This is a genomic window from uncultured Sphingomonas sp. (genome assembly GCF_913776855.1).
Classification (GTDB): domain Bacteria; phylum Pseudomonadota; class Alphaproteobacteria; order Sphingomonadales; family Sphingomonadaceae; genus Sphingomonas.
Genome location: NZ_CAJYQD010000036.1, coordinates 12,473 through 29,757, shown reverse-complemented (window position 1 = coordinate 29,757; position 17,285 = coordinate 12,473). Strand labels below are relative to the sequence as shown.

At 67.0% G+C, this 17,285-nt stretch carries 20 protein-coding genes; 14 read left to right on the top strand and 6 right to left on the bottom strand.

What is annotated here, in order from left to right; all coding sequences use genetic code 11:
- Window positions 1-39 precede the first annotated feature (39 nt).
- From QZ755_RS11270 to QZ755_RS11260, 3 genes are read right to left on the bottom strand one after another with little or no spacing between them, the layout of a single operon-like run.
- Window positions 40-573 carry a hypothetical protein gene (locus QZ755_RS11270; RefSeq protein WP_294322848.1) on the bottom strand — a complete coding sequence of 178 codons (534 nt, stop codon included), beginning with the start codon at window positions 571-573 and terminating at the stop codon, window positions 40-42.
- Window positions 570-1,118: a flagellar motor protein MotB gene (locus QZ755_RS11265; RefSeq protein ID WP_294322846.1), complete on the bottom strand. Its 549-nt coding sequence runs from the start codon at window positions 1,116-1,118 to the stop codon at window positions 570-572. The genes QZ755_RS11270 and QZ755_RS11265 overlap by 4 nt, the downstream gene beginning before the upstream one ends.
- A complete protein-coding gene (locus tag QZ755_RS11260; protein ID WP_294322844.1) occupies window positions 1,115-1,768 on the bottom strand; it encodes a MotA/TolQ/ExbB proton channel family protein in 654 nt (217 codons plus the stop codon). The genes QZ755_RS11265 and QZ755_RS11260 overlap by 4 nt, the downstream gene beginning before the upstream one ends.
- A 190-nt stretch (window positions 1,769-1,958) precedes the next feature.
- Here QZ755_RS11260 and flgB point away from each other — a divergent pair, with 190 nt between their 5' ends.
- The 13 genes from flgB to QZ755_RS11195 all read left to right on the top strand — a co-directional run bounded on the left by flgB (window position 1,959) and on the right by QZ755_RS11195 (window position 13,021).
- Window positions 1,959-2,309 (top strand): flagellar basal body rod protein FlgB, encoded by a 351-nt coding sequence (gene flgB, locus QZ755_RS11255; RefSeq protein WP_294322842.1) that lies wholly within the window; start codon window positions 1,959-1,961, stop codon window positions 2,307-2,309.
- A 4-nt stretch (window positions 2,310-2,313) separates the two neighbouring features.
- Complete coding sequence (flgC, locus tag QZ755_RS11250; RefSeq protein ID WP_242199710.1) at window positions 2,314-2,721, top strand: flagellar basal body rod protein FlgC; 408 nt, start codon at window positions 2,314-2,316, stop codon at window positions 2,719-2,721.
- Between the two features lie 2 nt (window positions 2,722-2,723).
- Window positions 2,724-3,398: a flagellar hook capping FlgD N-terminal domain-containing protein gene (locus tag QZ755_RS11245; RefSeq protein WP_294322836.1), complete on the top strand. Its 675-nt coding sequence runs from the start codon at window positions 2,724-2,726 to the stop codon at window positions 3,396-3,398.
- 49 nt (window positions 3,399-3,447) lie between these two features.
- Window positions 3,448-4,737 (top strand): flagellar hook protein FlgE, encoded by a 1,290-nt coding sequence (locus QZ755_RS11240; protein WP_294322834.1) that lies wholly within the window; start codon window positions 3,448-3,450, stop codon window positions 4,735-4,737.
- A gap of 212 nt (window positions 4,738-4,949) precedes the next feature.
- Entirely contained in the window at window positions 4,950-5,702 is a 753-nt protein-coding gene (gene flgF, locus QZ755_RS11235) for a flagellar basal body rod protein FlgF (protein ID WP_294322832.1), read from the top strand.
- A gap of 12 nt (window positions 5,703-5,714) precedes the next feature.
- Window positions 5,715-6,503 carry a flagellar basal-body rod protein FlgG gene (flgG, locus tag QZ755_RS11230; RefSeq protein WP_294322830.1) on the top strand — a complete coding sequence of 263 codons (789 nt, stop codon included), beginning with the start codon at window positions 5,715-5,717 and terminating at the stop codon, window positions 6,501-6,503.
- Window positions 6,484-7,173, top strand: coding sequence for a flagellar basal body L-ring protein FlgH (locus QZ755_RS11225; RefSeq protein ID WP_294322828.1), 690 nt, complete (start codon window positions 6,484-6,486; stop codon window positions 7,171-7,173). The genes flgG and QZ755_RS11225 overlap by 20 nt, the downstream gene beginning before the upstream one ends.
- Window positions 7,174-7,181: 8 nt before the next feature.
- Window positions 7,182-8,273: a flagellar basal body P-ring protein FlgI gene (locus QZ755_RS11220; RefSeq protein WP_294322826.1), complete on the top strand. Its 1,092-nt coding sequence runs from the start codon at window positions 7,182-7,184 to the stop codon at window positions 8,271-8,273.
- Window positions 8,270-8,629: a rod-binding protein gene (locus tag QZ755_RS11215; RefSeq protein ID WP_294322825.1), complete on the top strand. Its 360-nt coding sequence runs from the start codon at window positions 8,270-8,272 to the stop codon at window positions 8,627-8,629. The genes QZ755_RS11220 and QZ755_RS11215 overlap by 4 nt, the downstream gene beginning before the upstream one ends.
- Entirely contained in the window at window positions 8,626-9,963 is a 1,338-nt protein-coding gene (gene flgK / locus QZ755_RS11210) for a flagellar hook-associated protein FlgK (RefSeq protein ID WP_294322823.1), read from the top strand. Before QZ755_RS11215 ends, flgK begins: the two co-directional genes overlap by 4 nt.
- A gap of 8 nt (window positions 9,964-9,971) precedes the next feature.
- Window positions 9,972-11,036, top strand: a complete 1,065-nt coding sequence (locus tag QZ755_RS11205; RefSeq protein WP_294322820.1) for a flagellin — start codon at window positions 9,972-9,974, stop codon at window positions 11,034-11,036.
- A 131-nt stretch (window positions 11,037-11,167) separates the two neighbouring features.
- A complete protein-coding gene (gene motA, locus QZ755_RS11200; RefSeq protein WP_294322819.1) occupies window positions 11,168-12,031 on the top strand; it encodes a flagellar motor stator protein MotA in 864 nt (287 codons plus the stop codon).
- 3 nt (window positions 12,032-12,034) lie between these two features.
- Window positions 12,035-13,021, top strand: a complete 987-nt coding sequence (locus tag QZ755_RS11195; protein ID WP_294322817.1) for a flagellar motor protein MotB — start codon at window positions 12,035-12,037, stop codon at window positions 13,019-13,021.
- A 238-nt stretch (window positions 13,022-13,259) separates the two neighbouring features.
- On the opposite strand, the gene QZ755_RS11190 is transcribed toward QZ755_RS11195, so the two are convergent.
- The 3 genes from QZ755_RS11190 to QZ755_RS11180 form a co-directional block, all read right to left on the bottom strand.
- Entirely contained in the window at window positions 13,260-16,076 is a 2,817-nt protein-coding gene (locus QZ755_RS11190) for a TonB-dependent receptor (RefSeq protein ID WP_294322816.1), read from the bottom strand.
- Between the two features lie 101 nt (window positions 16,077-16,177).
- Window positions 16,178-16,555 carry a PaaI family thioesterase gene (locus QZ755_RS11185; protein ID WP_294322815.1) on the bottom strand — a complete coding sequence of 126 codons (378 nt, stop codon included), beginning with the start codon at window positions 16,553-16,555 and terminating at the stop codon, window positions 16,178-16,180.
- Complete coding sequence (locus QZ755_RS11180) at window positions 16,552-16,995, bottom strand: PaaI family thioesterase (protein WP_294322813.1); 444 nt, start codon at window positions 16,993-16,995, stop codon at window positions 16,552-16,554. Before QZ755_RS11180 ends, QZ755_RS11185 begins: the two co-directional genes overlap by 4 nt.
- Before the next feature lie 133 nt (window positions 16,996-17,128).
- Here QZ755_RS11180 and QZ755_RS11175 point away from each other — a divergent pair, with 133 nt between their 5' ends.
- Window positions 17,129-17,284 (top strand): hypothetical protein, encoded by a 156-nt coding sequence (locus tag QZ755_RS11175; RefSeq protein ID WP_294322811.1) that lies wholly within the window; start codon window positions 17,129-17,131, stop codon window positions 17,282-17,284.
- Window position 17,285 lies beyond the last annotated feature (1 nt).

Below are 17,285 nucleotides of genomic sequence, written 5' to 3'. Positions count from 1 at the left end.
CTTCTTTAGCAAAAATTACTGAGGGGTTATTTTTTTGATTCAGCCGGTGAAGCCGGGCAGGGCGGCGCGGCCCGATTCCAGCGCGATCGCCTGGATCGGCGGCTTGGCCGGGTCGATCTTCACCATCAGCCGCCCGCCGACCGGGGCGTCGCCCATCGCCACGCCGTCGCGGGTGATCGAGAAGCCGGGTGCGCCGGCCTCCACCATGATCGGATCGCCGCGGCGGATGACCGGTTCGGGCTTGGCCTGCGCCACCGTCGCCATCGGCGTCGGGGCGGGGCGTTCGGGCTGCGCGCGGGTCAGGCGGCGGACCGGGACATAGACTTTCCAGGTCGGCGCCATGCAGCTGATGACCACGGCATCCTGCCGGTCCGACAGCCACCCGAATTGCGGCATCGGACACCGCGCCAGCTTCAGCCGGGGATCGACCGGCATCTGCGCGCCGCCGTCCATGCCGATGCTGGCGCCGGTAAATTGGACCACGGCTTCGTCGAGCTGGGCGGTCGACTGGAAATTCTGGGCGGCGGCGGGGGCCGCGACCAGGATCGCGGCGAACAGGATGGTACGGATCATTGCACTGCTCCATCGGCAGGGGCGGCAAGCGGGGCTTGCCGGTCGGCAACGGCTTGCCGCTCACCGGCAAAGCCCAGGTCGATAAACACGCCGCGTCCACCGGTGCCCGGCGGTGCGAAGGCGATCTGTGCGGGCGTCGCGGCGCCTTCGCGGACCAGCAGCGCGGCGACGGCACGCGCGCGGTCGGTCGCCAAGATCGCGGCGCTGCCGGTCGTCGGATCGACGTCACCGGCGGTACCGCCGGTCAGCGTGACCGCGATGCGCCGGTCGACGGCCGCCCCGCGCACGAAGTCGACGCTGCTCGCCGTTCCGGCGGGCAGGGCGGCGGAGCCGGGGGCAAAGCCGTCGATCACCGCGCGGTCGACCGTCATCGGGATCGGCTGGGCATCGAACCCGGCGCGGATGCCGGCGGTCAGCGCGCGCTTGTCGACGGCCTGCGCCGCTTGGAGGAACACGAAGAACCCGACCAGCAGCAGCGACAGGTCGGCAAGGGTGGTCAGCCATAGCGGGCGACCGGGGGCGGGATCGAAGCGGTTCGTTCTCATTCTGCGGCCTCCCGGAATTGTGGGCGTTCGCGCCGGGCGAGCGCGATCAGCGGTGCCTCGAACCGGGCACGTTCGAATGCTTCGGCACGGGCCAGGCGACGCAGCCGCCCGGCGATCGGCATACCCACCAGCGCGGCGAGGATGGCACCGTACAGCGTGGACAGCAGCGCGATCGCCATCGCCTGTCCGATCGCGGTTGGATCGGTCATCGCCATGAACATCCGGACCAGCCCGACCAGCGTGCCGATCATCCCCAGCGCCGGCGCCAGTTCGGCGACCGCGTTCCACAGGTCGGCGGCGGCCAGATGGCGTTCGGCGCGGGCCTCGTTGCGATGGCGCAGCGTCAGGGCCACGCCGTCGGGGCCGATGCCGTCGACGATCGCGGCGATCGCGTCGGCGATGTCGGGATCGGTGATCCGCGACCGGTCGAGCGTCATCACGCCGTGCCGCTTGGCGATGCGGCCGAGCGCGGCGATCTGGCCCAGCCCTTCCTCCGCAGAGAACGGGCTACGGCCGAGCGTACCGAGCGCGCGGACCGCCCGGCCCAGATCGGCGGGCGGCGTGCGGATCAGCAGCGCGAGGATCGTACCACCGACCACGAAGGCGGCGGCGACCGGATCGGCATAGGGGGCGAGCATGGATGCGTCCATGTCCGCTTCCCTGCAAACACGGTGCCAGTTTCATGGCGGCAACCGTTTGCCGGGTGCGGTTGCCGCTTGCCGGTCGCAGGCGGCAAAGCATGGGATTTGCGGTTCGGCAACGGGTTTTGGCGAAACTGGCACGCCCTTTGCTGTGATCCCGTGTGACGCGCATCCGGCGCGCCGACTTGGGAACCGTCCGATGGCCGACAATGCTCTGTTCGGGATACACGGCACCGCGCTGCAGGTGCGGGCGCAGCGCATGGGGATGCTCGCATCGAACATCGCCAATGCCTCTACGCCCGGCTTCAAGGCGAAGGATGTCGATTTCCGCGCGGCGCTCGCGGGTGCGGAGCAGGGCGGCAACGTCGATCGCGCGATCGACGGCAACACGCTCTATCGCCGCCCGCTGCAACCCTCGCTCGACGGCAATACCGTCGAACTGGTCACCGAACAGACCGCCTTTGCCGAGAACGCCGTCGCGTATCAGACGACGCTGGCGTTCCTGAACGGTCGCATCTCCACCATCACCCGCGCGCTGAAGGGGGAATAAGCCCATGCCCGCACCCATGAGCATCTTCGAAGTATCGGGCCGCGCGATGTCGGCGCAGCTGATCCGGATGAACACCACCGCATCGAACCTGGCCAATGCCGGCGCGGTATCGACGACCGAGGCGGGCGCCTATCGCACGATGAAGCCGGTGTTCCGCACCAGCTTCGATGCGGCGAGCGGCCTTGCGACCGTCGATGCGGCACAGGTAGTGACAGCGGGCGAGGCCCCGTCCAAGCGCCACGATCCCGGCAACCCGCTGGCCGATGCCGAGGGCAATGTGTGGGAAGCGGCCGTCGACGAACCGCGCGAGCTGGTCGACATGCTCGATGCCGCGCGCACCTATCAGAACAATGTCGAGGTGATGTCGACCGCCAAGTCGCTCATCACCGAAACCCTCCGTCTGGGACGCTGATTATGGCCACCACCGCAATACAGAATATCCCGACGGTAAAGGGCGCCAACGACGCCGCCGCCAAGGCGAAGCTCGGCCAGCGCTCGCTGGGACAGGACGATTTCCTGCGCCTGATGACCGCGCAGCTGCAATATCAGGACCCGTTCAACCCGACCGACAATGGGCAGATGGTCGCGCAGATGGCGCAGATGTCGTCGCTGTCGGGCATCACCGAAATGAGTTCGACGCTCAAGACGCTGGCGAGCCGCCTGGCCGGCAGCGGGACGAGCGACGCGGTGTCGTGGATAGGCAAGGCGGTGCTGACCGACAGCGCGACCGCGACCGCCGACAGCAAGGGCAATGTCACCGGCGCGGTCGAACTCGACAAGGATGCCGCACAGGTAAAGGTCGAGATTCGCGACGCCGACGGCAACCTTGCCCGCGCCGTATCGCTGGGCAGCCAGCCTGCCGGCATGGTCGATTACCAGTGGGACGGAAAGACCGATGCGGGCACCGCCGCCGGCGCCGGCCCCTACACAATCAGCGTCGCGGCCAGCGATGCCAGCGGACAGATGGTGAAGGCCCGCAACCTCGCCTGGGCCGGGGTTTCCTCCGTCATGCCCAATGGCGGGAAACCGATGCTGACCCTGTCCGACGGGCAGCAGGTGCTGGCCGATACCGTCCGCAAGATCGCCTGAACTTCCTTCCGTCCATTCCGATTTTTTCGCATTTTCGCAGGAGCCAACCATGTCCTTTTACACTTCGCTGTCCGGTTTGAAGGCCTCGCAGGTCGACATGGCGTCGATCTCGCACAACCTCGCCAACGTCGGCACCACCGGTTTCAAGAAGAGCCGCGCCGAATTCGCCGACGTCATCGCGTCGAACCTGGCCGTGGCGCCGACGCAGATGGTCGGGTCGGGTACCGTGGTGAAGGGCAATCGCCAGCAGTTCGGCGAAGGCAATCTCGTCCAGTCGTCCTCCTCGCTCGACATCGCGATCGCCGGCGACGGCTTCCTCGCGCTGAAGCCCGATCCGACCAAGGACGGCCTGACCTTCACCCGCAACGGGTCGCTGCGCGTGGATTCGAACCAGTTCGTCACCGATGCGCAGGGTGCGCGGCTGCAGGTCTATCCGGTCGACGGATCGGGCAACGTCGTCGCCACGACCCGCGCGTCGCTGACCGACCTCGTGCTGAACGGCACCTCGGGCAAGCCGGCCGGCACCAACAACGTCACCCTCGGCTTGAACATGAACGCCCGCTCGGTCGTTCCAAGCACCACGGCCTTCAACCGTTTCGACGCGACCAGCTACAATGAATCGATCGCGACCACCGTCTATGATGGCGCGGGCAATCCGATGACGATGACGACCTATCTGAAGCGCACCACGGCTCCGGTCGTCACGACCCCGCCGGCCGCCGAGGACCTGTCGAGCGCGTGGCAGGCGTACAGCTTCGTCGGCGATCAGCCGATGGTTTCCGGGACCCCTTCGACGCAGGCGGTCACGTTCCAGTTCGACCAGCAGGGCAAGCTGGCCGCTGCGGTCGAGACCGCGTTCGATTCGTTCATGCCCGCCAGCGGCGTCGCCCAGCAACAGATCAAGTTGACGATCCCGACCAGCACTGAATCGACCACCAAGCCGTTCAAGGTTGCAACGCAGGCGCAGGACGGCATCGCCGTCGGCCGGCTGCAGGGCGTGACGATCAACGAAAAGGGCATTGTCACCGCCAGCTATTCGAACGGCGATACCAAGGCGCTGGGCCAGGTCGCGATCGTCAACTTCTCCAATTCGGCGGGTCTCCGCCAGATGGGCAACAGCAACTGGCAGGCGACCGGCCTGTCGGGCGACCCCAGCTTCGCCAGCTCGGGTGAAAACGGCGCCGGCTCGCTGATGTCGGGCATGATCGAAGGATCGAACGTCGACATCACCGAGGAACTGGTCAGCCTGATCGCCGCGCAGCGCAACTTCCAGGCGAACTCGAAGGCGCTCGACACCTCGAACCAGATCACGCGGTCGATCCTCGACCTGCGGGCGTAATAAGCCTTTCTAAAAACGCGCGAAAGCGCGCGTTTTGAGGCGGTACCGGCCCGCTCCCCCACCCGGCCACCCACATGGTATCCTCGATGGGTGGCCGGGTGGGGGAGCGGGCCGGTACCGCAAAATGCGTCTCGACGCATTTTTGAACAGACCAATCACTGAAACTGGCATGACCCTTGCTGTGTAGCGAGGGTCATTCTTGGGAGGTTTCGATGGACCGGCTGGTCTATACCGCAATGTCGGGGATGCGCGGCCACATGGCGTCGCAGGCGACGATCGCGAACAACATCGCGAACGCCTCGACGATCGGGTATCGCGCGGACAAGGTGGATTTCGAGCAGTTGTTGCTGAAGGGCAAGAACGGCGAACTCGAAACCCGCTCGCCCTCTTCGGAGGAAGTGCGCGACATGGACCGCCGGGCCGGCGCGATCCTCGCCACCGGCCGCCCGCTCGACATCGCGATGGAGGGCGACAGCTGGATGGCGGTACAGGGCCTCGACGGCACCGAAGCCTATACCCGGCGCGGCGACCTGCAGGTTTCTGCCGCCGGCACGCTGGAAACCGGCGATCGCTTGCCGGTCATGGGTGCGGCCGGGCCGATCACCGTGCCGCCCTACCAGTCGATCTCCGTCACCGCCGACGGCCGGGTGATGATCGTGCCGCAGGGCGCGGCGCCCGGCACGCCGGACCAGGAAATCGGTCAGATCAAGCTGGCGAGCACCGCCGGCAGCCAGACGGTCAAGGGCATCGACAACCTGCTGCACGTGCGCGGCGGCGGCGTCCTGCCCGGCGACATGACCGCCAAGGTGCGTTCGGGGTCGCTCGAACAGTCGAACGTCAACATGACCCAGGCGCTGGTCGACATGATCGAGAACCAGCGGTCGTACGAAGTGCAGGCGGGCATGTTGAAGCAGGCGAAGGAGATGGATGAATCCTCCGCCAACCTGATGCGCGTCCAGAGTTAAGGGGAAGACACCATGGCCAATGCCGCACTCCATATCGCCCGCACCGGGCTGGACGCGCAGGACACGCGGATGCGTGTCATCTCGAACAACCTGGCGAACGTCAACACCACCGGGTTCAAGCGCGACCGCGCGTCGTTCGAGGCGCTGAGCTACCAGATCGTCACCGCACAGGGCGCCGCCTCGACCGCCGAATCGCGCTATGCGACCGGGCTGAACCTCGGCACCGGTGTGAAGGTACAGGGCACCGCCAGCATCCAGACGCAGGGGTCGTTGTCGTCGACCGGCAACACGCTCGACGTGGCGCTCGAAGGCGACGGCTATTTCCAGGTGCAGCTGCCCGGCGGGCAGCTGGGCTACACCCGCGCCGGCAATTTCAGCCGGTCGCCACAGGGGATGCTGGTCACCACCGAAGGCTATCAGGTGATGCCCGGCATCACCCTGCCCGAAGGGGCGACGTCGATCACCATCGGCGGCGACGGCACGGTCAGCGCGACCATCCCGAACCAGACCGAAGCGACTCCGATCGGCCAGATCCAGGTGACGACCTTTGCCAATTCGGCGGGGTTGCAGCCGGTCGGCGACAATTTCCTGATCGAAACCGGCGCATCGGGTGCCGCGCAGACCGGTGTCGCCGGCCTCGATGGCCGCGCCCGCATCCGGCAGGGGATGCTGGAGGGATCGAACGTCAACGTCGTCGAGGAACTCGTCGACATGATCGAGACGCAACGCGCCTATGAGGTCAATTCCAAGATGATCTCGGCCACCGATGAAATGCTGAAATATGTCAACCAGAACATCTGACGCCGCGCGCGCCCTCGCGCTCGCCGCGGTCGTGCTGGCGGCAATGCCGGCAACCGCCCGCCCCCTGTTCGGCAGGAAATTGCCGCCGGAGGATTATTCGGCATCGCGTGCCGCCCCGCCGATGGCCCCGGTCGTCGCGACCGGCGCGATCTTTCAGGTCGATCAGGGCTATGCCGCGCTGTACGAAGGCTGGCGCGCACGCAAGATCGGCGACCCGCTGACCATCGTGCTGGTCGAACGCACCAGTGCGTCGAAGTCGGCCGGGTCCAAGCTCGACAGCGGCGGGGGCTTCGGGATCACGCCGCCCTCGGCCGGGCCGCTGTCGTTCGATCCGAACATCGCATCGGCATCGGGCAAGCGCAATTTCGGCGGTACGGGCACGGCGGACCAGACCAACGCGCTGTCGGGCGAACTGTCGGTGACCGTCGCCGAAGTCTATCCCAACGGTACGATGCTGGTGCAGGGGCGCAAGCAGGTGACGCTCAATCGTGGCGACGAATTCGTCGCGATCAAGGGCATCGTCCGCGTCGCCGATGTCGATGCCAACAACCGCGTGCCATCGACCCGCGTCGCCGATGCCCGCATTTCCTACACCGGCAAGGGCGATGTCGCCCGTGCCAGCCGGCAGGGGTGGCTCAGCCGCTTCTTCCAGGTCGTCAGCCCGTTCTAGGACAGCCCATGCGCATCCTGCTCGCCATCTTTGCCGCCCTCCTGATGATCCAGCCCGCTTCCGCGGAGCGGGTCAAGGACCTCGGCCGGTTTCAGGGTATCCGGTCCAACCAGCTGACCGGTTACGGCATCGTCGTCGGCTTGCCCGGCACCGGCGACGACAATCTGGAATATACCGTGCAGTCGGTGAAGGCGATCACGTCGCGCATGGGGCTGCAACTGCCGCAGGGGATCAATCCGGGCCTCAAGAACGCGGCGGTGGTGATGATTACCGCCGAACTGCCCGCCTTTGCCAAGCCCGGCCAGCGGATCGACGTCACCGTCGCCTCGATGGGCAAGGCCAAGTCCTTGCGCGGCGGTGCGCTGGTGATGACCCCGCTGATGGGTGCCGATGGGCAGATCTATGCGATGGCGCAGGGCAATCTGGCGGTCGGTGGCCTGGGGGCGGAAGGTGCCGATGGCTCGAAGATCGTGGTCAACATCCCGTCCGCCGGTCGCATTCCCGACGGGGCGACGGTCGAACGCACGGTCGATACCGGCTTTGCCACCGCGCCCACGCTGACCTTCAACCTCGCGCAGGCCGATTTCACCACGGCGCAGAATGTCGCGGGTGCGATCAACCGCCGCTTCGGCGCCGGCACCGCGACCGCGATCGACGCGGTGTCGGTCGCGATGCGTGCGGCGCCGGGCGCCGACACCCGTGCGATGCTGATGAGCGAGGTCGAGAACCTGCCGGTCCAGCCGGCCGAGACGGCGGCGCGCGTCATCGTCAACGCCCGCACCGGTACCGTCGTCATCAACTCGGCGGTGCGCGTGTCGCCCTCGGCGGTGACGCATGGCAAGCTGACCGTGAAGATCGACGAGAACCAGCGCATCAGCCAGCCCGCGCCCTTGAGCCAGGGCCAGACCGCCGTCGAACAGAAGAGCGGCGTGACCGTCGAGCAGGAGGTCAAGCCGATGTTCCTGCTCGATCCCGGCCCCAAGCTGGCCGATGTGGTGAAGGCGATCAACGCCATTGGCGCATCGCCCGCCGACCTGGTCGCGATCCTCGAGGCGCTGAAGGAATCGGGGGCGCTCAAGGCCGAGCTGGTGGTCCTGTGAGCATCATCGGCGCGACGACCGGCACCGGGGTCGACACCAGCCGCACCGGCACCAAGGAGAACCTGAAGGCCGCCGGCCAGCGGTTCGAAGCGGTCTTCACCGGCATGATGCTGAAATCGATGCGCCAGGCGAAGCTGGCGGACGGCCTGTTCGAAAACAAGGCCGGCGCCCAGTTCCGCGACATGTGGGACCAGAAGCTGGCCGAGAACATGGCCGTCACGACCCCCATGGGCATCGGCAAGGCGATGACCGAGTTCCTGGCGAAGGCGCAGAAGGTTAACGAAGCGGAAACCGCCAATTCGACGCAAGCCGGACCGCAGGCTGCCGTTAACCCCTCTGAAGGGAAGAGCGGATGAGCGACCTGCTGTCGATCGGGGCGAGCGGGGTCAGGGCGTACCAGTCGGCGCTGACCACCACGTCGGACAATATCGCGAACGCCGGCACCACCGGCTATGTCCGCCGCACGACCTCGCTGGCCGAGATCGGCGTCGGATCGTCGGTCCAACTGACCGGCAGCGGCGTGACCGTTGCCGGCATTTCGCGTTCCGCCGACATGTTCCGGTCGGCCGATGTGCGGCAGACGACCTCCGACGTGTCGCGCAGCGATGGCGGCATCGTGTGGATGACGCGGATCGAGGACGCGCTGGGCAGCCGGGCGCTGACCACGCGGATGACCGCGTTCTTCAACGCCGCGACCACGCTGTCGGCCGACCCGTCGGCCGATGCCCCGCGCCAGGCGATGCTGGAGGAAGCGGAAAGCGTCGCCCAGTCTTTTTCGGGAACGGTCAAGGCGTTGGACGATGCGTCGGTCAATCTCGACCAGACCGCCGCCAATGCCACCGAAAAGATAGGCAACAACGCCGCGGCGCTGGCCCGGATCAACGACGGCCTGGCGCGCGTCGCGCGGGGATCGGTCGGGGAAGTGCAACTGCTCGACCAGCGCGACCGGATGCTGGACGAGATGAGCGAGCTGATCGACATCGACGTGCAGTTCGATTCCGTAGGACGGGTGACGGTGCGCGCGGGCGGCGGCGATACCCCGCCGCTGGTCCATGGCATCCAGGCATCCACCGTGCGCGTGTGGCGCGACGAAGACAGCAAGCTGCCGGTGTTCGCCGCGATGCGCGACGGCAAGGAAACCGTCCTGACGCCGCGCGGCGGGACGACGGCGGGCATGATCGACGGGGCGCAGCGCATCAACGAGATGCGTGCGCAGGTCGTCGATCTGGCGAAGTCGTTCGTCGACGGCGTGAACGACGCGCTGGCCGTCGGTGAGGATGCCAAGGGCAATACCGGTGCGGGCAATGCGATGTTCGCGATCGACGCCAGCGGCCGGGTCACGCGGGCGTTCGATGATCCGAGCAAGATCGCCGCGGCGACGGTGGGCAAGGGGCCGCGCGACAGCGGCAACCTGGCGGTGCTGGCCGAGGCCCGGCGGACCGGGGCGTTCGAGACCAAGGTCGTCGCGCTGCAGTCGAGCAATGGGTCCGCGCTCGCCGCGCGCAAGACCGTGTCCGAGGCGCAGGGCGCGATCCGCGATTCCGCGGTCGATGCGCGCGACGCGTCGTCGGGCGTCAACCTCGATCAGGAAGCGGTCAACCTGATGAAGTTCCAGCAGGCGTATCAGGCGTCGAGCCGCGTGATCCAGGTCGCGCGCGAGACGTTCGATGCCATTCTGGCGATCCGATAGGACGAACCATGCAGATTTCCACCGCCAGCTTCTATACCCGGTCCGCCGCGCAGATGTCGCGGCTGAACGCTGATCTCAACCGGTATCAGACCGAGCTGGCGACCAAGAAGCTGAACGTCGCGTCGCAGGATTCGACCGCATGGATGATGCTGGGCGGGATCAAGAAGGACGATGCGGACGCCACCGCGTTCCGCGCCAACATCACCCTGTCGCGCGGGCTGCTGGCGCAGGCCGATACGGCGCTGGGCAATGTCGACGACCGGCTGGTGCGCGTCCGCGAACTGGCGACCCGCGCCGCCAGTGAAACGCTGAACGACAAGGATCGTGTGTCGATCGCGACCGAACTGGGGCAGTTGCGCGACGGGTTGATGGCGCTGGCCAACACCCGTGACGTTCGCGGCCACGCCATCTTCGGCGGGGTGGGCGACGTTGCCTTTGCCAAGGATGCTGATGGCGCGATCAAATATACCGGGATCGATGCGACCGGGGCGACCGTCGTCGACATCGACGCGACCGCACGCATCCGCATCGGCGATGCAAGCGAGATCCAGGTCGGAATCGACGGCAGCCGCGTCTTTGGCGGGGCCAGCGGCACGACCGACATCTTCAAGCTGATCGACGATCTGAAGACGGCGATGGAGATGCCGCTGACCGATCCCGCGACCACCGGCGGCACGACCGGTACGGGCACCACCACGGGGGGGACGACGGGCGGCACAACCGGGGGCACCGGCGGCACCGGAACGGCCGACCCGGCGGCACCGTTCGATGCGGAGGCCGCACGCAGCAAATATGCGCTGGCGGTCAATTCGGCGCTGAGCAAGCTCGATTCGGCCGAGGCGCAGATCACGTCGGCGCGTGCCGCCAACGGCGCTCGTGCCGCACGGCTGGAGATCGAATCGAGCCAGCTGGAATCGGTCGGCATCGACCGCGAAGAGGCGCGCAGCTCGCTCGAGGACGTCGATATCGCGACGATGACGGTGCAGTTCCAGAAGACGCTGACCATCCTTAACGCGACGCAGGCGACGATCTCGAAGCTCGCGAACCTGTCGCTGTTCAACTATCTCAAGTAACGCGTTGCGACCGGCCGCGACCCAAATCGTCGCTCGGTAACGATTTCTCGACGTCTGTCGCGCAAAAGGGGGGTCGCATGACGCGACGCGACCGGCGGAGCGCCATTTCGTAACCCAGGGGCACGTGCCATATGTTTCCGGCCATCGGCTTAGTCGTCCTCCTCGCCATGGTGTTCGGCGGGTTCGCGTTCACCGGCGGCGATCTCGGCCCCGTGCTGCACGCCCTGCCGCACGAAATGCTCATCATCGGCGGCGCCGCGGTCGGCGCGCTGATCATCGGCAATTCGGGCCGCGAGCTGAAGGGCATGGGCGGCGGCTTCATGAAGGTGTTGAAGGGGCCGAAGTACAAGAAACAGGATTATCTCGACGCGATCTTCCTGGTGTCGAAGCTGATGAAGATGCTGCGCGCCGAAGGGCCGATCGCGCTCGAACCGCATGTCGAGGACCCGAAATCGTCGTCGGTGTTCAGCGAATATCCCCGGCTGATGAAGGACCATACGCTGGTCAACCTGATCGCCGACACGCTGCGCCTGATCGTCGTATCGTCGGGTACGCTCGACGTTCATGCGGTCGAGGAGGTCATGGACAACGCCATCAAGACCCACCATCACGAGGAACAGGGGCCGCAGGCGACGCTGCAGGGCTTGGCCGACGCGCTGCCCGCGCTCGGCATCGTCGCGGCGGTGCTGGGCGTGGTGAAGACCATGGGATCGATCGACAAGCCGCCGTCGATCCTGGGCGGCATGATCGGGTCGGCGCTGGTCGGCACGTTCCTCGGCATTCTGCTCGCCTATGGTCTGGTCGGGCCGCTGGCCGGGCGGTTGCAGCAGGTGATCGATGCCGATGCCGCCATCTACCACACCGTCAAGCAGATCATCATCGCCTCGCTCCATGGCCATCCGCAGCCGTTGGTGATCGAGGCGGCGCGCTCGGGCATTCCGCACCACAACCAGCCGGGGTTCGCCGAAGTGTTCGACGGCCTGCGCGGACGCTGATCGATGGCGCGCGCTCCGCACGGCAACAACCAGCCGCCCCCCGTCATCATCGTCAAGAAGATCATCGCCGAGGGCCATGGCGGCCATCACGGCGGTGCGTGGAAGGTCGCCTATGCCGATTTCGTTACGGCGATGATGGCGTTCTTCCTGCTGATGTGGCTGCTGGGTGCGACGACGGAGAAGCAGCGCAAGGGGCTGGCCGATTATTTCGCGCCGACATTGGTCACGGTAAAGGCGGGGTCGGCGGGGTCGAACGGGCTGTTCGGCGGCGAATCGATCGTCGATCAGGACAGCTATCCCCATCGCGCGGCGCAGACCGGCACGCGCTCGCTCACCATCCCGGCCGATTCCACCGGTGGTGCCAAGGAAGGCGCAGGCGACAAGGGCCGGTTGAAGAACAAGGCCGAACTGACTGCCGCCGACAAGAAGGCGTTCGAACGGGTCAAGCGCGATTTGGCACGAAAGCTGGCGAGCAATGCGGACCTGCGCAAGCTGTCGCGCAACGTCCGGTTCGTGCCGACGCATGACGGGGTGCGGATCGATCTGGTCGACAATGCCGATTATTCGATGTTCGCGCTCGGCACGACGGCGCTGGCCCCCGAAGCGGCCAAGCTGATGACGCTGATCGCGCAGACGGTCAGCGACCTGCCCAACACGATCATGATCCGCGGCCATACCGATGCCGTCGCCTATGGCCGGCCGCAGGACATGAACAACTGGATGCTGTCATCCGGCCGGGCCGAGGCGACCCGCCGCCGTCTGGCGATGAGCGGCGTGGGCGAGCGGCGGTTCGAACGGATCGAGGGCGTGGCCGACCGCGAACCGATGATCGCCAAGGACCCGTACGACCCGCGCAATCGCCGCGTCGCGATCACCCTGTTGTATCAGGCGACCCAGGGCTTTGGCGGCGCCCGGATGGCCAGCATCGACAGCAGCCCCGCCGACCGGGCCAACGTGCCGCGTCCCGGCCGGGAGAATCCGGAGCATTGAGGGCGGCGAGCGCACATGCGCCGTTTGTACGTTCTTCGTCATCCCGGACTTGATCGAGACTTGGGCAAAAGCCCTCGCCGTACCCCGGCCTTCGCCGGGGTACGGCGAGGGGTTGGCTCTGTTCGAGACTTTTGCAGAGGTCTCGCCTTGATCCGGGGTCCCGCTTCTTCTCAAACGCAGTAAGAAGCCCGACCCCGGCTCAAGGTCGGAGTGACGATGGGGCTGTTCCAATCCGGCCCTAGAAGAACAGCTTGCGCAGCGTCAGCCGCACGACCCGGCCATTGGGGTCGAGATATCCCGGCTGATAGTTGATCGGCACCGTCCCGTTGGCGTCGGTCACCCGCTGGCGGGCGTTGAACAGATTGTCGACGCCCAGGCTGATCCGCGTGCCCCGCAGCCAGCGATTGTCGCGTACCAGCCCCGGCTGCTGCCCCAGATCGGCGAACAGGCGCAGGCCGACGGTGGCGAGGCTGCCGAAGCTCAACCGCTGCGTGGAACCCGTAGCGCCGCCATCGACTTTGGTCGCGGATTGCCAGTTCACCACCAGCCGCGACCCGATGCCGTCACGGGTATAGCCGCCGTTGAATTGCAGTTCGTGGCGCGGCTGGCCGCCGGTATCGCTGATCGCCGAACCGTTCAGCAGGTCGAGTTCGGGCAGACCCGGCCGGATCAGGATCGTGTTGGTCAGGTTGACCGTATGGTACAGGCTGGCCCAGATCCGGCCGCCGCCGCCAAAGCCGCCGCCGCCGCGTCCGCCGAAACCGCCGCCGCCCGGTCCGCCGCCGGGACCGCCAAAGCCACGGCCGCCGCCTGGGCCTCGCCCTTCGCCGGGCGGGCCGCCGCGGCCTTCACCCGGCGGGGGTGGTGGCGGGGCGTCGCCGGGTGGCGGGCCGTCGCCGCGCGGCGCGCCATTGGCCTCCGCCGCCTCCCGCGCCGCACGGCGCTGTTCCATCCGCTGCTGGCGCAGCGCTTCGAACTGGCGCGAGCGGGCGGTCGTCACCCGTTTCGAAAAGTTGATGCCCCACCGCAGCTGGCTGCTGTCGGCACGCGCGAAGTTGACCGGACGCGTGTCCACGCTCAACAACGTGCCACCGCGCACGAACCGGTCGGGAAACGCCGCCTGGATGTCGGCGGTGATCGCCGGAAAGTTCTGGATCGGATTGTCGATCCGACTGTCGGTATAATCGAACTGGAGCGACACGTCGCGTTCGCTCCACGGTTTCAGGTTCAGGCCCAGCTTGATGACCCGGCTGTTGCTCGACACCAGGTCGGGATTGCCGCCGCTGATGGTGGTAACGTCGACCGTCGTGCCGCTGACATAATCGAACGTCCGTACGAACGGGGTAGTGATCAGCGGATTGCCCAGCTGCTGCTGGGTCGGCGCATTTTCTTCATGGCTGACCGAGGCGAGCAGGCGGATGGGGGTGATCGGTTGCCAGTTGATGCCATAGCCGAGCGTGGTCAGCGTGCCGAAGTCCGACAGCTGTTCGACCTCCGCATTGGCGTTCAGCGACAGCCGGCCGAGCGCCGACAGCACGTCGCGCGCGGCATTGGCGATCGGCAGGTCGATATTGGCGCGGACCGATCCGCTGTCGCGACCGAGGCTGGTCGAACTGGCGACTCCGGCGCGCAGCGAATCGCTGGTGAAATCGGTGGTGGAGCCGGCAACGCGAATGCTGGTGTTCACCTCGCCTGCCGGCAGCGCGAACAGCGATCCGGCGACCAGCGCGTTTAGCCCCGCCGCACTCGATACCGACTTGGCACGATCGGCGGTGCGGATCAGGTTGCCCAGATCGCCGAACGGGCTGAACGTACCCGCGCGCACCGCCGCCTGGAGGTCGGTGGTGTCGACCCCGCGTTCGGTGCGGGTGCTGGTGTCGGTACGGTCGTAATTGCCGTTCACCGTCCAGCGCCACCGGCCGATGTCGCCGTTGAGCGCAAAGCCGGCATTGGCGGTCGTCGTCTCCGCATTGCGCATCAGCGGATCGGTATCGCCATAGCGCCGGACGATCACGTCGCTGGCAAAGGGCGAGAAGGGCGTGTTGCCCGGCAGCGTCAGCGAAACGCCGGGCAGTCCCAGCAGCGATTCCGTCCGGGTATGTTCGATCCGCGTCGTGACGGTCGCGGCGACGTTGCCGAAGATGCTGCGCGCATAGACGCCGTTGGCCGAAAACCGGTCGACCGCACCCGACAGCGTGCGGAACGGGGTCGTGTCGGTGATGTTGGGATTGTTCGCCCCGGCGGCGAACCCGGCCAGCGTCGGCGTGCCCGTCGGCACCGCCGCGACGATCACCGGGGTCCCTGCGAGCGCGGTCAGCGCCGGATCGATCGGAGCGTCACTAGTGGTCGAGGTCACGTTCCCGGTCAGGTCGAACGGCGTGCCCGTGGTGTTCGGGATGATCCCGCGTTCGCTTTCTAGCAGGTTCGACGTGGTTTCCGCCTGCAGGTTCAGGTTGAAGCGCTTGTCGCGATCGATACGGACCAGCCCGCCCTCGGCCTCGAAATTGCTCGATCCCCCGTCGGTGGGGGCGCTGCCCTGCAACTCGCCGGTATAGCTGCGGAAACGCGGGCGTAGGACGAAGTTGATGACCTTCTGGTCCGAACGATAGCCGAATTTCAGGGCGACTTCTTCGGGCAGGATGTCGACGCGCAGGATCGCTTCGGTCGGCAGGTCGCGGATTTCCTGGAAACCGGCCGAGCGGCGGCCATTGACCAGGAAAACCGGTGCGCCGCCGCGCACCGACTGCAATTGCGGGCCGAGTTCGGTGACCAGTTCCGCAACCGAACTGACGCCGTAGGAGCGGATGTCGGCGGGGGAGAGCTGCAATTCGGGCTTGATGTCGCCGGGCACCGATCCGGGGGGCGGGCGGCCGGTGATGACGATCTCTTCCGCCTCGCTCTCGGTATCGCTGCCGCCGGCACCCCCCGATCCAGGTTCGGTGGGCTCGGGCGTCTGGGTCTGTGCGGTCGTGACGGGGGTGGTCGGGGTGGTCTGTGCCGCCAATGCGCCCGGCGCGGTTCCCAGGGCCAGTACCAGTAACGTCCACCGCGCCATGCGCATTCCTTCCAAACCCTGTCCGCGATCATGCGGGAACAGGGGCATTAGGGTCCAAATGTCGCACAACTATCGCGGGGGGCGAAAATATCCGGGCGCGCCTACCGCTTCAGCAGATAGTTCAGCCGCGCGGCGGCGATCGGACGGTCCCGGTCGTCCTGCCATGCGGTGGCGCTGACATTGGCGATCCGGCTGCCCAGTCGCGTCACTTCTCCCGCCGCGAAGGTCGTTCGTTCGCGCCCTCCGCGCATATAGTCGATGGTGACGTTGATCGGCTTGATGACCGTTTCCTCTTCGCCCAGCGCGGCGCGCAGCGCGACCCACGCCGCCATCTCCAGCATCCCGCCGATGGCGCCGCCGTGCAGGAAGCCGGGGCGGCCGAGCAGGTCGTTGGCGAAGTCCATCGTCACGACCGGATGGCCGGCGGCGTCGGTGTCGAAGCGGAGGCCAAGGAGGTCGGCATAGGGCGAGACGGTCATGCCCAACCGTCCATCAGCATGAAGGTGCCCGCGACATGCGCGACCGGATCCTGCGGGTCACCGTCATGGGCGATGCCGCGCACGAACGCGACCTGTCGCGCGACGCGGTAGCATTCGCCGCGCCCGACGACCGTCCGCCCCGGCGTCGCGGGCCGCAGATAGTCGAGCCGCAGGTCAAGCGTGGCATGGGGCAGGAAGGCACCGCGCTTCAGCCACACGCCCACGCTGGTCGCCATGTCCATCAGCGTGACGATCGGCCCCGATGCCAGCACGCCGCGCGCCGGATCGCCGATCAGGTCGTCCCGGAACGGCAGCAGCAACTCGCACCAGTCGGCCCCGTGCGCCTGATATCCGATGCCCAGGCGCGAGCCATGCCCGCCGATGCGGGCGGCAAAGAAACGGGCCGGATCGAAACCGGGCGGAAGGGCGGGGGCGGTCATCGCCCGCGTCATAGGGCGGAACGGGGGCGGAATGAAGCGGCCAAGCATAACAGCCTTGTAACTAGGGCCGACGGGTGCGGGGCCATAGGGTCGCGGGTGCGGCGCACGATCGCCGCATCAGGGGGGAATGGACATGCCGATCGTCACCATCGCGATGGCCGAGATCGTGGAACTGGGCACGCAGGTCGCGACCACCGGCGCGATCCGCGCGGCGGAGGCATCGGGCGATCAGGTCTTCGAATATGTCATCGCCGTCGCCATGCTGGTGTACGAGATGTATCCCAACTGAC